Source organism: Photobacterium sp. SP02 (assembly GCF_038519165.1).
Taxonomy (GTDB): Bacteria; Pseudomonadota; Gammaproteobacteria; order Enterobacterales; family Vibrionaceae; genus Photobacterium; species Photobacterium halotolerans.
The window spans coordinates 41,698-54,938 of sequence record NZ_JASJOJ010000004.1 but is presented as its reverse complement, the minus strand read 5'-3'; the positions used below and the strand labels follow the sequence as shown (position 1 = coordinate 54,938).

Below are 13,241 nucleotides of genomic sequence, written 5' to 3'. Positions count from 1 at the left end.
GATAAAGGGCAATATTACTTGAATAGCGATGTTTTTTGAAACCAGTTAGACTTAGCCTTGTCTTATTTTTCTCTTATGCGCAAAAAACATCAAAATAATTATCAAATGCTAATATCAAAATTTTCCCGTTTGCCAAGGATACATCAGATTCTCATCACCATTATCAGTGCGGTGACTGTACTGCTGATCCTGCTGCCGGGCGCAGAGGAGATGGAGAAGCCTGAGCAAAAGTTTGAAATCGGCAAACTCTATCCGCTCGACATCAAGGTCAACGGGCCTCAGCTGCAGGCAAACGGCGTCACTCCTCCCTTGTTACCGCCTCCGCTGGCCTGGACAGAGCATGTGATCAAACCGGGTGAAAGTCTGGCGCTGGTCTTTGATAAAGTCGGCCTCAGCCCAGCCACACTCTATCGCCTGATCAATGCCGATGAAGGCACCAAATCTCTGATCACATTACGTCCCGGCGACAAACTGCGGTTCGGGCTCGATGACAACAAAGATCTGATTCAGCTCATTCAGCCGATTAATTCCACAGAAACCCTCTATATCACCCGCAAAGGCGACACCTTCCACTCCAGAACCGAAGTGAAGAAGGTCGATACTCAGCTCAATTTTGCCCAGGCGGTGATCACTTCCAGCTTCTGGAACGCCGCGGCAGATGCCGGTCTGACGCCGAACCAGATCATGGAAATTGCCGGTATTTTTGGCTGGGATATCGACTTTGCCCTGGATATCCGCGAAGGCGATACCTTTTCAGTCTTGTTTGAAGAGCGCTATGTCGAAGGCGAGCCCATAGGCCGCGGCAATATTCTTGCCGCCACCTTCTCCAACCTGGGTCAGACCTTCACTGCGGTCCGAAACAGCCAGGATGGCAAATATTACGATCCGGATGGCCGGGCGATGCAAAAAGCCTTCCTGCGCTCACCGGTGAACTTCCGCTACGTCAGTTCCAACTTTAACCCCCGCCGTCTGCACCCGGTGACCGGCCAGGTGAAAGCGCACCGCGGCACCGATTACGTGGCCCCGGTGGGGACACCTATTTGGTCGGCCGGTGACGGTGTGGTGATGAAATCGGCCTACAACCAGTTCAACGGTAATTACGTCTTTATCCGCCACAGTTCCACCTATGTCACCAAATACCTGCACCTGAGCAAACGCTTGGTGAAAACCGGCCAGCGGGTTAAACAGGGACAAACAATCGGCAAACTGGGCAGCAGTGGCCGGGTCACCGGGGCTCACCTGCACTATGAGTTTCTGGTCAACGGCGTACACAAGAACCCCAGAACCGTGTCTCTGCCTCAGTCAGACTCGCTGCAAGGCAAAGACAAAGCCGCCTTCAAGCAGCAAGCCAATGAACGTTTGGCTCAGCTTACTCAGCTGCGCCAGTTACTGGCCACCAATAGCAACGCCAGTTTAATACCGTCCAGAAGCTGATATTGAGATAACCCATTGGCAAACAAAAAAGCCGTCACCCAAGGTGACGGCTTTTTTTTGGCGTCGCATGTAACGGCTCTTTACACGCTAAAGGATGCACCGCAGCCACAAGTGGTGGTGGCATTCGGGTTGCTCACAAAGAAACGGGAGCCTTCCAGTCCTTCGGTATAATCAACCGTACCGCCAATGAGATACTGCAGACTCATAGGGTCAACCACCAGGGTGACGCCGCTGTTCTCTATGGTGGTATCGCCGTCATTCACTTTTTCGTCAAAGGTGAAACCATACTGGAAGCCACTGCAGCCACCGCCTGTGATATACACACGCAATTTCAGCTCAGGATTTTCCTCTTCCGCTATCAGCGCTTTCACCTTATTCGCTGCAACATCCGAAAAGTTCAGCGGGAAACTGGCATCGCTCATTAGCAACCTCTCAATTCATCTTCATGTTGGTCAACTGACCTTTGCGACGATTATCTAATACCTGACTGCTGCGTTCAAGTATTGACCACAAACGCGTCGTATAAGTGGGCGGCTCAACAAAAATGCCCTCTCGCCATTGAAATCGCATTTACGTACAATAGCGCCCTTATCACCAAAGGATGACAGGAAATAACCATGAGCAAATCGGCTGAATTATTTGCCAAAGCACAACACACCATTCCTGGCGGGGTCAACTCTCCGGTCCGCGCATTTGCTGGCGTGGGCGGCGATCCGCTGTTTATTGAGCGTGCCGACGGTGCCTATATTTTTGATGCCGATGGCAGAGCTTACATCGACTATGTCGGCTCCTGGGGACCTATGATCCTTGGCCACAACCATGTTGCCATCCGTGATGCGGTGATCGATGCCGCCCGTCAGGGTCTGAGCTTCGGTGCGCCGACCGAGATGGAAATCACCATGGCGGAACTGGTCTCTCAGCTGGTGCCATCGATGGAAATGGTACGCATGGTCAGCTCTGGCACCGAAGCCACTATGAGTGCCATTCGCCTGGCCCGTGGTTTCACCGGCCGCGACAAAATCATCAAATTCGAAGGCTGCTACCACGGCCATGCTGACTGCCTGCTGGTCAAAGCCGGTTCCGGCGCCCTGACCTTAGGCCAGCCAAGCTCGCCAGGTGTGCCGGCAGATTTCGCCAAACACACACTGACTTGCACCTTCAACAGCCTGGAATCGGTGCGTGAAGCCTTTGCTGAACACCCGGAGCAAATTGCCTGCATCATAGTGGAACCTGTGGCTGGCAACATGAACTGCATTCCACCTGTTCCGGGCTTCCTGCAAGGGCTGCGCGAGATCTGTGACGAGTTCGGCGCCCTGCTGATCCTGGACGAAGTAATGACAGGTTTCCGTGTCGCTCACGGCGGCGCTCAGGCTTACTACGACGTCAAACCGGATCTGACGACTCTGGGTAAAATCATTGGCGGCGGTATGCCTGTCGGCGCGTTCGGCGGCCGCCGCGAGGTCATGCAGTATATTGCACCGACCGGCCCTGTGTATCAGGCCGGTACGCTGTCGGGTAACCCAGTTGCCATGGCTGCCGGTTACGCTTGCCTGACGATCCTGACTCAGGAAGGCAATGAGAGACGTCTGGCGCAAACCACCCAACGTCTGGCTGAAGGTTTTCAGGCGCTGGCCGACAAATACGGCATCCCGCTGGTGACCAATCAGGTCGGTGCTATGTTCGGTTTCTTCTTTACCGATCAAGAAAATGTGCACAGCTACCAGGACGTTGCCCGCTGTGATGTAGAGCGATTCAAGCGTTTCTTCAACCTGATGCTGCAAAAAGGCGTGTATCTGGCACCTTCGGCATTCGAAGCCTGCTTTACCTCGCTGGCACACGGCGAGAAAGAAATCGACGCTACGCTGGAAGCGGCAGAATACGCGTTTGCGACTCTGGCACAAGAAGCCCAGTAAGGCGCGCATCTTAATCTGATTTCGCAAGGGCAGGAGAAATCCTGCCCTTTTCTTTGCTCTGCCCTTTACTCAGCCACTTGCACAGCCCACGGCATTTTGTGCAGCCTGCCCCCTGTGACAGAATGGCCCTCTTTTGTTCCGAACAGATGTCACTGAAATATCACAGAAATACTCACTGACGCCATTGCCAGCACCTCAACCGGATGCAATGATAAACAAATTGCAAACTGCTGAAGGACAACCCCGTGCCAAAACCTTTTCAAGCCCAGTCGAGACACTGGATGCTCATGGCTGCGTTGGCAGTGGCCACCTATGCCAGTTACCGCTTGATTGAGCCATATCTCGGCCCAATCGTCATGGCCTTTATCATTTCCCTGCTGTTCTATCCGTTGCACGCCAGAATTGAAAAGCGCTTTGGCCGGCCAAACCGCTCTGCCATTTTATCCTGCACCATACTGACCTTTATCATAGTGATCCCGGTGCTGGTCGTCTTCGCGTCCATTGTTCAGCAAGGCTCCGCTTTTTCCAAAGACAGCTACGCCTGGCTGACAACCGGCGGGCCCAAGGAAGTGCTGTCGCACCCTTACGCGCAAACTGTGCTGCATACCATCAATAAATGGTCGCCGTTTGAAAGCCTGGATGTGCACTCCATCGTTCAGAAGCTGGCGTCAGCGGCCTCTAAGCTGGGTACGCAGCTGCTGAACATCAGTGCCAAATTGCTGGGTGACGCCACTAACTTTGTGCTCAGCTTTCTGCTGATGCTGTTTGTGCTCTTCTTTCTGTTACGTGACCACGACAAAATTGTCGCTACTCTGCGCCATGTGTTGCCTTTATCGCGCAGCCAGGAAGATGCCCTGCTGACAGAAGTCGAGCAGGTGGCGAAATCCGCCGTCATGGGATCCTTCCTGACCGCGCTGGCACAAGGTGTCGCCGGCGGCTTTGCAATGTGGCTAGCCGGTTTCCCGGGACTGTTCTGGGGATCTATGATGGCGTTTGCCTCCTTTATTCCTGTGTTCGGTACGGCACTGATCTGGTTACCCGCCTCCTTGTACCTGCTGCTGATCGATCAATGGCAATGGGCGGTGTTTCTGATCGCCTGGGGCATTATTGTGGTTGGCTCTATCGACAATTTCGTTCGGCCGCTGCTGATGCAGGGCAACTCGGGCATGAATACCTTGTTGATTTTCTTCTCTATTCTTGGCGGCTTGCATCTGTTCGGGCTGATTGGCCTGATTTACGGACCGATCATTTTCGCGGTCACCTTAGTCTTGTTTAAACTCTATGAAACCGAGTTTAAAGACTTTCTCGACCAGCAGGATCAGAGCTAGTCACCCGTCGGTAGCCGCACCAACGGCTGCCTTTTCATACGGCCGGAATTGTGGAACAATTCACGCCCGGAATCAGAATCACCACAGAGGCTCTCATGTCTTCCAATGCGTCGACCTATAGTGCTGCCAGCCAGGTAGTTGCCCGTCAAATCGACTTTTTTACCGATCGCCATGTGCTGGTCGCCGGAGAACTGGACGATCTCTATCCGATAGAGCTGGCAGCCGTCGCCAGCAGTGTCCGGGTCTTCACCACCCACTATGGCCAGCATCTCAGCCTGAGCCGTTCCGGCAAGATCAGCAGCCATTTCGGTGCGGAACTGTCAGCCGACGATGCGCAGGGGGTCGACATGATCCTGCTCTACTGGCCGAAAGCCAAAGCCGAAGCCGAGTATCTGCTGGCGATGCTGCTGGCGCATTGCGGACCGGAAACCGAGATCTGCATTGTGGGTGAAAACCGCAGTGGCGTGCGCAGTGCCGAAAAAATGTTTGCCTCCTACGGCCCGCTCAATAAATACGATACCGCACGCCGGTGCAGCTTTTACTGGGGGCGCTGTCAGGAGCAGGCACCCGAGTTCAAGCTTGATGACTGGTTCCGCAGTTACACCCTGACGATTGGTGAACACACACTCACGATTCGTTCACTGCCGGGCGTGTTCAGCCTGGGCGAGTTTGATCAGGGTTCCCGTCTTCTGGTTGACAACCTGCCGGATCTGTCCGGACGTGTGCTGGATTTTGGCTGCGGCGCCGGTGTCATAGGTGCGGTGATGAAAACCCGTTTTCCGGATATCACACTGGATCTGGCGGATATCAGCGCCCTGGCCATTGCTTCTGCCAGAGAGACTTTCCGCGTCAACCACCTGGAAGGGGGTTTTATTGCCACCGATGTCTATCATTCGCTGCCGGAGCAATACGACTTTCTCATCAGCAACCCGCCCTTCCATGCCGGTTTGAAAACCTTCTATGCTGCCACTGAGCAGTTTATCGAACAGTCTCCGGCTCACCTGAGTGCTGGCGGGGAGCTGGTGATAGTGGCCAATAATTTTCTGCAATATCCGCCTTTGCTGGAACGTTGCCTGGGAGGCTATGACATTCGCGCCAGAAACAATAAGTTCTCCATTTATCACGCAAAAAAATAAGTCTGTTTGCCTGCCGTCTTTTGTGATGGCAGGCAATAAAATCCCTGCTTTTAGCGGCAAAGTCCGTCAAATCCGTCAAAATTGTGTCATAGCACACGCTTCATCCATGACTTCCTTGATTGTGAAAAAAAACTCAGTATAAACGGTAACTCAGCTGTAAAAGCCCCGCGTAAACTGCCCGTTCGCCGTCAAAACGGCTGGCTGCGTTTAGGCAAAAATGCCAGTGAGCGCTTTTGATAGCAGCACAGACAGATTTGTATCAGCAGATCAAAGGTCAGCCGGACATGCAAAATACCACCCGTTTTAAACGTCTCCAGCACACTCTGATGCTGGCTTTCCTGTTGCTGAGCCTGATCCCGCTCACCCTGTCTTCCTTGTTTTTCCTGCATTCACACACCCGGGATCTGGCCGAACAGAGTACCAGCCACCTGGCGTCATTGCGCGATAACAAACGCCAGCAGCTCAGTGCCTTTTTTACCGCGAAAGAATCTGAAATACAGAGCTTTGTTCGCTCTGAACTGGCCAACGCCAGTGGCGGGCGCTTCTACGGCATAGTCGGCGCCTTCCGCCAGTTAGGGGACATCAACCGCCTCAGCAAAGGCTCGACTAACGGCGAATACTTCAGTCGTACCCTGATCTCCCGGCCACCGTCCAGCGAAGTGGATAACACCTCCCCTGATTTTATCGTTCAGGAAAGGTATCGCCTGATCTACAAACGCTACCACTGGGCCTATGAGGAATATCTGAAACGCTCTGATTTCAGTGACCTGCTGCTGGTGGATCTCGATGGTAATGTGGTGTACACCTCTCGCAGCCCGGATTTGTTTGCAGCCCGTTTAGGGGCCGGCAGCGCGCACTACCCGGCACTCAGCCAGACTTACAGCACCATCAAAACCCTGACCGCCCAGTTCAGAGAGCGGCAATCTCGTAACAGCCACAGGGACTTAGGTGATCGCGAGCCAGAGCAGATGCCTATCGCCTTTACCGATTTTGCCGCCGATGGCGATAACCGGGAAGCGACCGCCTGGTTCGCCGCCCCGATCATTCAGCATGGCTACCTGCACAGTTACGCTTTCTTTAAACTGAGCAACCGCACCATTGCCGATGTCATGTCCAGCAGCAGTGAGGCCAATCAGTACGTCCAGACGCTGCTCATCGGGCAGGACCACAACCTGCGCCTGCCCAACGACGGTGACTTACCGGCAGAGCTGGCCAGTGCCGGCATTGATCATGCACTGGCAGGCCAGGCTGGCGTCGGCAGCTTACTGAACTTCAACAATATTCCTGTGCTGAGTGCGTACGCGCCCATTGACGTGCTCGGCAACAAATGGGCCCTGGTGGTTGAGCTGCCTGAGCAGGAAGCTTTCTCCCGTATCCACCAGTTAGAGGAATTTTTTCTCCTTGCCATTTTGGGCGCCGTTATACTGGTGACCATCACGGCGCACTGGCTGTCCAATTACATCACCGCCCCGTTGCTGCGCTTGACCTGGGCCGCCGAGCAAGTCTCAGCCGGCGATCTGGATCAAAAGATCACCTCGACCGATCGCCGTGATGAAATTGGCCGTCTGGCGATCAGCTTTGCCCGAATGCAACGCTCCATTCGCGAAAAAATCACCCTGATCCGCGAGCAAAATACCGAGCTGGAACACAACCTGGCCGTGATCCAGCAACAGAACGAAGAGCTGCAGGCGGCAGACAAGCTCAAAGACGAATTTCTGGCCACCACCTCCCATGAACTGCGCACCCCGCTGCACGGCATGGTCGGCATCGCCGAAGCCATGCTGGCCGGTGCCAACGGGCCGATCCAGCCGGATCAGCAACGCCAGCTGAACATGATCATCAGCAGTGGTCAGCGCCTGACCAAGCTGGTCGACGATTTGCTCGACTACCACAAAATGCGCTATGGCGATCTGGATATCCAGCCCCACGCGGTCGATCTGGCCGCGGCCAACCGTTTAGTGCTTGAACTGTCGGCACACCTGCTCGATGGCAAACCAGTGCGTATCATCAATCAGATCCCAGCGGATTTACCTCTGGTGATTGCTGACGAGCAACGCCTGGAACAGATATTGTACAACCTGGTGGGCAACGCCATTAAGTACACCTCAGAGGGCAAAATTATTCTTTCTGCTACTGTGCTGGAAAGCCAGGTCCGCATCCAGGTCGTCGATACCGGCCAGGGTATACCCGCTGAGCAACTGGAACACATTTTTGAACCCCTGGTGCAGGCCAACACAGGCTCGGCGAACTATCACCAGGGAGCCGGGCTGGGACTGTCCATCAGCCGTCAGCTGATTGAGCTGATGGGCGGCAGCCTGTATGTCAGCAGCCAGCCAATGATAGGGACGACCTTCAGCTTCACCCTGCCGCTGGCCACCAAAGAGGACATTGCCCGCAGCCAGCTCAGCACGCCGCAGCATGGCCATTTCCAGGCGCCGCGCCAGGATGCCAATACGGTCAATATTGATGACTTGCCTGATAATCCTGATGGCGAGCTCCTGCTGGTGGTCGACGATGAACCGGTGAACTTACAGGTCGTCACCAGCTTTTTACGCATTGCCGGCTATCGGGTGATCACCGCAGAAAACGGTCAGCAAGCCCTCAGTCTGATGGAAGCGCATCAACCGTCACTGGTGCTGCTTGATGTGATGATGCCGGGCATGAGCGGCTATGAAGTGTGCCAGCAGTTACGTACCCGCTACAGTTTGACTGAACTGCCGGTCATCATGCTGTCTGCATTAGGCCAAGTGCGGGACCGAGTCAAAGGCTTTGAATTTGGTGCCAACGACTACCTGACCAAACCCTTTAATAAAGACGAGCTGACTGCCCGGATCCGGGCCCACCTGCAAGCCGCCCAGACAGAAAGGCAGCGCACTGAAAATCAATGGCTGCAGCAGGAAATCCGCCACCGCGAACAAGTACAGCTGGCCCTGCTGGATACCCAGACACGTCTGCTGGGTCTGCTGGAATCCACCAGCGAGGCCATACTGTGCACCCGCGAAGACGGCCGCATCCGTTATGCCAATAATGCCGCCGGTCAACTCTTTCAGCGTGCGCCTGAGCAGCTGGAACGCTTGTCGATTCAGGATCTGCTGCTGACCCAGCTGCCTGAGGATATTGAGCAGAACCGCCATTACAGCGGCGACCTGAGCTATCGGATTCAGGATGGCAAGCAGACTCTGGCGACCGATCTTATCCAGCTGCCCGCCGAGTCCGGGCTCAGCCAGATGTTTATCTTTGACAGTCAGGGCCCCAGCTCAGTACAACGCATTGCGTTACTGGAAAATGCCGTGGATGTGCTCTCCGGTTTCGCGACAGATGGCGACAAACACAGCCTGCAGCGTTTACGCGACATGGGCGGCGAGTTCAGCCAGCTGGCCGACCGGCTGGATCATACTCAGCCGGATAAAGCCGATCAACTGAGACAAATGCTGGTGGATGTGATGAAAGACTGCCTGCAGTTCTGGGAAGCCTCCACCGGAAAAACCAAGTTTGATCTGGCAGAAGAAAGTGGCCTGTGGCGCGTGTACCTCGACAGGAGCACGCTGCAAACCCGTACCCTGGACAAATATTTACAGCTGGAAACCCTGCCGAAAACACCGCGCTGGCGCACCGTTCTCAACACGCTGGATTTTGTGCTGGAACGCTGTACCAAAGTGAGCCGGGACAGGGAAGCGATCCTTGAGATGCGCAACCGGCTTCAGCGTATGATCAGCCAGTAAGTTCAGCCGTTTCATCCCGGACAATGGGGAGCTCCCCCGTGTAAGATCGCCGCTGCTGGGTGAATGACTGTCATCTATGGCCTCAAATAACCCTATTTGATTAGAGGCTGGTTTGTATCACTCTGCGGCCCGGACAGCAATTCCGTCGCCCTCCGTACGCCACGTCATCAGTCTCTCATCCGCCATCAGTACCCCGCGTGCCATCAGCCTCCCGTGCGCTATCAGTTCGCCATACCATCAGCCTCCCATCCGCCATCAGCCGCTCAGCCACGCGCCGCACCATGCGCGTTTTTCAGATCGCGGCTCATGCCACAGTTCTCGCCCCTAAATCGCCCGTCAGTGAATTCTCGTGACGAAAAATAAGCTTAGTTTTCACCCAACATAAAGTACAAACTGCCACCATCTGGTGATGAAAAAATCGCCTGAACTGCCACAAACCAAGGGCGACTAATGATAAATTTCATGATATGAGATGCCAATCACAACAAAATCTTCACAAAAAATTTCCGTTTGAAAATAAGGGCTTTTACGTTCAAAGCCAGTGAACTTCATTGTTAAAATAAAAACTAACCTATTAATAATAATGAAATATTTCGATAGTAAGTACTCATATGAGGATAGTTATCAATTCGGTTTAAGGATAGAATGGCTGGCATTTTTCCGTAGAATAGCGGACGATTTTTACGTTTTTGACAGCAAGCTCAGCGTTTTTGACGTTTTTAACGTGCAATGCAATTGACGATTCACGCCCGAAGTCGTTTCCTTAGGGCACTGAGTGTCCACAGGCCATCTGCACCAGGTCGCTTTACTCAACCGGTCCAGAGTGGATTACCAGCCCCACCATAGATGGAGGGGAACCTAAGTGAAACGTAAACCCTACAAAGCAAAGAGTAAGGAACAGCTATGCTTGCCAACATAAAGAAAACAAAGGTAACACTTGCCATCCTGGCCGCGGCTGCCGCTGCCATGACTTCTCCTGCGATGAGTGCTGAGCGCAGTGAGCTGACCATCGTGCCCGATTTTTATCCGACTCTGGTACGTAACTTCAACCCATATTTGCAAACCAACCTGCGTACCACCACAGACTTCGTATTTGAGCAACTGGTCATTTTCAACCAGATGCACGGCAACGAGCCTGTCATGCGTCTGGCGAAAGATTTCTATATGTCTGACGACCTGCTGCAAGTCACTTTTGTGATTCGTGACGGCGTTCAGTGGTCAGACGGTAAACCCTTTACTGCCAAAGACGTGGCCTTCACCTATGAGCTGCTGAAAAATCACCCTGCGCTTGACCAGCGCGGTATCATCAAGTGGGTGAAAGATGTCAAAGTTGACGGCAACAAGATCACTTTCGATCTGACTGAAGCCAACTCCAACGTACCGTATGAAATGTCTTTCGTTTCGATCGTACCTGAGCACATCTGGAGCAAAGTGAAAGAGCCTGAAACCTTTGCCAACGAAAATCCGGTAGGTACAGGTCCGTTCACTGAAATCGACACTTTCACCCCTCAGCTGTACATTCAGTGCCGTAACCCGCACTACTGGGATAACGCTAACCTGGATGTAGACTGTCTTCGTATGCCTCAGATTGCCAACAACGACCAGTTGCTGAGCAAAGTCATTGCCTCTGAGCTGGATTGGACTTCATCGTTCATCCCGGACATCGACAGCACGTACGCGGCCTCTAACCCGAACCACAAATACTGGTATCCGGCGTCCGGCACCCAGGCCTTCATGCTGAACTTCAAGTCGCCAAAAGCCGGTAACAACGAAGCCATCAACAATGTAGACTTCCGTCGTGCTTTCTCTATGGCCATTGACCGTCAAACCATTATCGACATTGCCTTCTATGGCAGCGGTACACCAAACCACTATGCGTCTGGTCTGGGTGACGGTTTCAAAGCCTGGTCTGACAATGCGGTTTACAACAAGTACAAAGATTTCAACACCTACAACCTTGATAACTCAAAAGCCCTGCTGAAAAAAGCCGGCTTTAAAGACATCGACGGCGACGGTTTCGTTGAAACACCAAGCGGTAAAAAGATTGAGCTGGATGTGCAATCTCCGAACGGCTGGACCGACTTCAACAACACAGTACAGCTGGCGGTTGAACAACTGCAGGAAGCCGGTATCAAGGCTAACGCACGTACCCCTGACTTCGCTGTGTATAACGAAGGCATGATCAAAGGGACGTATGACGTGGCGTACACCAACTACTTCCACGGTGCGGATCCGCATCTGTACTGGAACAGTGGTTACAACTCCCGCCTGCAGGGCGAAGGAAACCCGCGTTTTGCCATGCACTTCTTCAAGAATGCCGAGCTAGACAAACTGCTGGATGGTTTCTACAAAACAGCCAACAAAGACGAGCAGAAGAAAATGGCCAATCAGATTCAGGCAATCATTGCTGAAAATCAGATCACCATTCCTGTGATGTCCAGTGCTGATATGTTCCAGTACAACACAAGCCGCTTCACTGGCTGGTGGAACGAGAAACACCCGAACGGTCGTCCAATGGTTTGGGCTGGCGTTCCAGAGCGTTTACTTCAAGTCATTGACCTGAAACCAAAATCATAATTATTGCTTAATTTGCGGTGCGTGTTCTGCGCACCGCCTCTTCCCCCACACTGTATAAAGTATGGCGCCTGGCGTCAGGGGGTTTTTCGTCCAGAGTTCAGCCCAGAGTCGTAAGTCACTGGTTGGGAAAGGTGTGAGTTATGGGATTTTTTCTACGTCGTTTATCGTTCTACCTGGTTGCCTTGCTGTTTGCAGCCACGTTGAACTTCGCAATTCCCCGGGCGATGCCCGGCGATCCGGTGACAATGATGTTTGCCAATGCTTCCGTTCAGGTGACTGCCGAGCGTATCGAAGCAATGAAAAAACTGCTTGGCTTTGATGAAGCCCAGGTCTGGTACCAACAATATTTCACCTATATCAAAAGTATCCTCAACTGGGATCTGGGTATTTCAATCAAATTTTATCCGCAGACCGTGACCGAAATATTGGGCGGGGCGGTCGGCTGGTCAATGTTCCTGGCCGGTTCTGCTGTCATCATGGCCTTCTGCATCGGCTCTGTGCTGGGTATTTTCGCCGCCTGGAAACGCGGCAGTAAATATGACGCCTTTGTGTCTCCCGGGATGCTGGTGATCCAGGCCGTACCGCCTGTGGTTATCGCGATGCTGGTGCTCTTTACCTTCGGCATGGGCCTGAAATGGTTCCCGACCAGCTATGCCTATACACCGGGCACTTTGCCAGACTGGACCAGCCTGGCTTTCTATAAAGACGTCCTGTACCACGCGGTACTGCCGCTGCTGTGTGCCACCGCCATTCAGATCGGCGGCTTTTTGATCAGCATGCGTAATAACATGATCAACCTGCTCAACGAAGACTATATCACCATGGCCAAAGGCAAAGGGTTGAATGAAAACCGCGTGGTTTTCAACTATGCCGCCCGTAATGCCATGCTGCCGAGCGTAACGGCACTGTCAATGGCGCTGGGAATGGCGATTGGCGGACAGCTGATTGTCGAAATCATCTTTAACTATCCGGGCCTGGGTACTGTGATGCTCAATGCCATTCACGCCCGTGACTATCAGGTACTGCAAGGTCAGCTGCTGATCATGACGCTGTTTATGCTGTTCTTTAACTTCCTGGCCGATCTGCTGATTGTGGCACTGGATCCTCGCCTGCGTAAGGGAGGCAAATAAT

The 13,241-nt window shown here is 53.3% G+C and carries 8 protein-coding genes; 7 read left to right on the top strand and 1 reads right to left on the bottom strand.

The window, feature by feature from the left end; translation table 11 throughout:
* Positions 1-105 precede the first annotated feature (105 nt).
* On the top strand, positions 106-1,434 hold the full coding sequence (locus P0Y67_RS02915) for a peptidoglycan DD-metalloendopeptidase family protein (protein WP_342390675.1): 1,329 nt from the start codon (positions 106-108) through the stop codon (positions 1,432-1,434).
* Positions 1,435-1,514: 80 nt separating this feature from the next.
* Here P0Y67_RS02915 and erpA read toward each other — a convergent pair whose 3' ends face one another.
* Complete coding sequence (gene erpA / locus P0Y67_RS02910; RefSeq protein WP_027253150.1) at positions 1,515-1,856, bottom strand: iron-sulfur cluster insertion protein ErpA; 342 nt, start codon at positions 1,854-1,856, stop codon at positions 1,515-1,517.
* Positions 1,857-2,051: 195 nt separating this feature from the next.
* Between erpA and hemL the strand changes: the two genes are divergently transcribed.
* The 6 genes from hemL (at position 2,052) to P0Y67_RS02880 (ending at position 13,240) form a co-directional block, all read left to right on the top strand.
* Positions 2,052-3,347, top strand: coding sequence for a glutamate-1-semialdehyde 2,1-aminomutase (gene hemL, locus P0Y67_RS02905; protein ID WP_342390674.1), 1,296 nt, complete (start codon positions 2,052-2,054; stop codon positions 3,345-3,347).
* 245 nt (positions 3,348-3,592) lie between these two features.
* Entirely contained in the window at positions 3,593-4,675 is a 1,083-nt protein-coding gene (locus tag P0Y67_RS02900; protein WP_446728790.1) for an AI-2E family transporter, read from the top strand.
* 95 nt (positions 4,676-4,770) lie between these two features.
* Positions 4,771-5,811, top strand: a complete 1,041-nt coding sequence (rsmC, locus tag P0Y67_RS02895; protein WP_342390673.1) for a 16S rRNA (guanine(1207)-N(2))-methyltransferase RsmC — start codon at positions 4,771-4,773, stop codon at positions 5,809-5,811.
* Positions 5,812-6,095: 284 nt separating this feature from the next.
* A complete protein-coding gene (locus P0Y67_RS02890) occupies positions 6,096-9,533 on the top strand; it encodes a response regulator (protein WP_342390748.1) in 3,438 nt (1,145 codons plus the stop codon).
* Between the two features lie 903 nt (positions 9,534-10,436).
* Positions 10,437-12,110 carry an ABC transporter substrate-binding protein gene (locus tag P0Y67_RS02885; protein WP_342390672.1) on the top strand — a complete coding sequence of 558 codons (1,674 nt, stop codon included), beginning with the start codon at positions 10,437-10,439 and terminating at the stop codon, positions 12,108-12,110.
* Between the two features lie 140 nt (positions 12,111-12,250).
* The gene (locus P0Y67_RS02880) at positions 12,251-13,240 is read left to right on the top strand and encodes an ABC transporter permease (protein WP_192015508.1); all 990 of its coding nucleotides are present in this window, start codon (positions 12,251-12,253) and stop codon (positions 13,238-13,240) included.
* Position 13,241 lies beyond the last annotated feature (1 nt).

What these genes read in the sequence shown, in the direction of transcription:
- rsmC (WP_342390673.1), top strand. Translation starts at nt 4,771, where the DNA reads ATGTCTTCCAATGCGTCGACCTATAGTGCTGCCAGCCAGGTAGTTGCC.
- erpA (WP_027253150.1), bottom strand. Translation starts at nt 1,856, where the DNA reads ATGAGCGATGCCAGTTTCCCGCTGAACTTTTCGGATGTTGCAGCGAAT.
- P0Y67_RS02885 (WP_342390672.1), top strand. Translation starts at nt 10,437, where the DNA reads ATGCTTGCCAACATAAAGAAAACAAAGGTAACACTTGCCATCCTGGCC.
- P0Y67_RS02915 (WP_342390675.1), top strand. Translation starts at nt 106, where the DNA reads ATGCTAATATCAAAATTTTCCCGTTTGCCAAGGATACATCAGATTCTC.
- P0Y67_RS02880 (WP_192015508.1), top strand. Translation starts at nt 12,251, where the DNA reads ATGGGATTTTTTCTACGTCGTTTATCGTTCTACCTGGTTGCCTTGCTG.
- P0Y67_RS02890 (WP_342390748.1), top strand. Translation starts at nt 6,096, where the DNA reads ATGCAAAATACCACCCGTTTTAAACGTCTCCAGCACACTCTGATGCTG.
- hemL (WP_342390674.1), top strand. Translation starts at nt 2,052, where the DNA reads ATGAGCAAATCGGCTGAATTATTTGCCAAAGCACAACACACCATTCCT.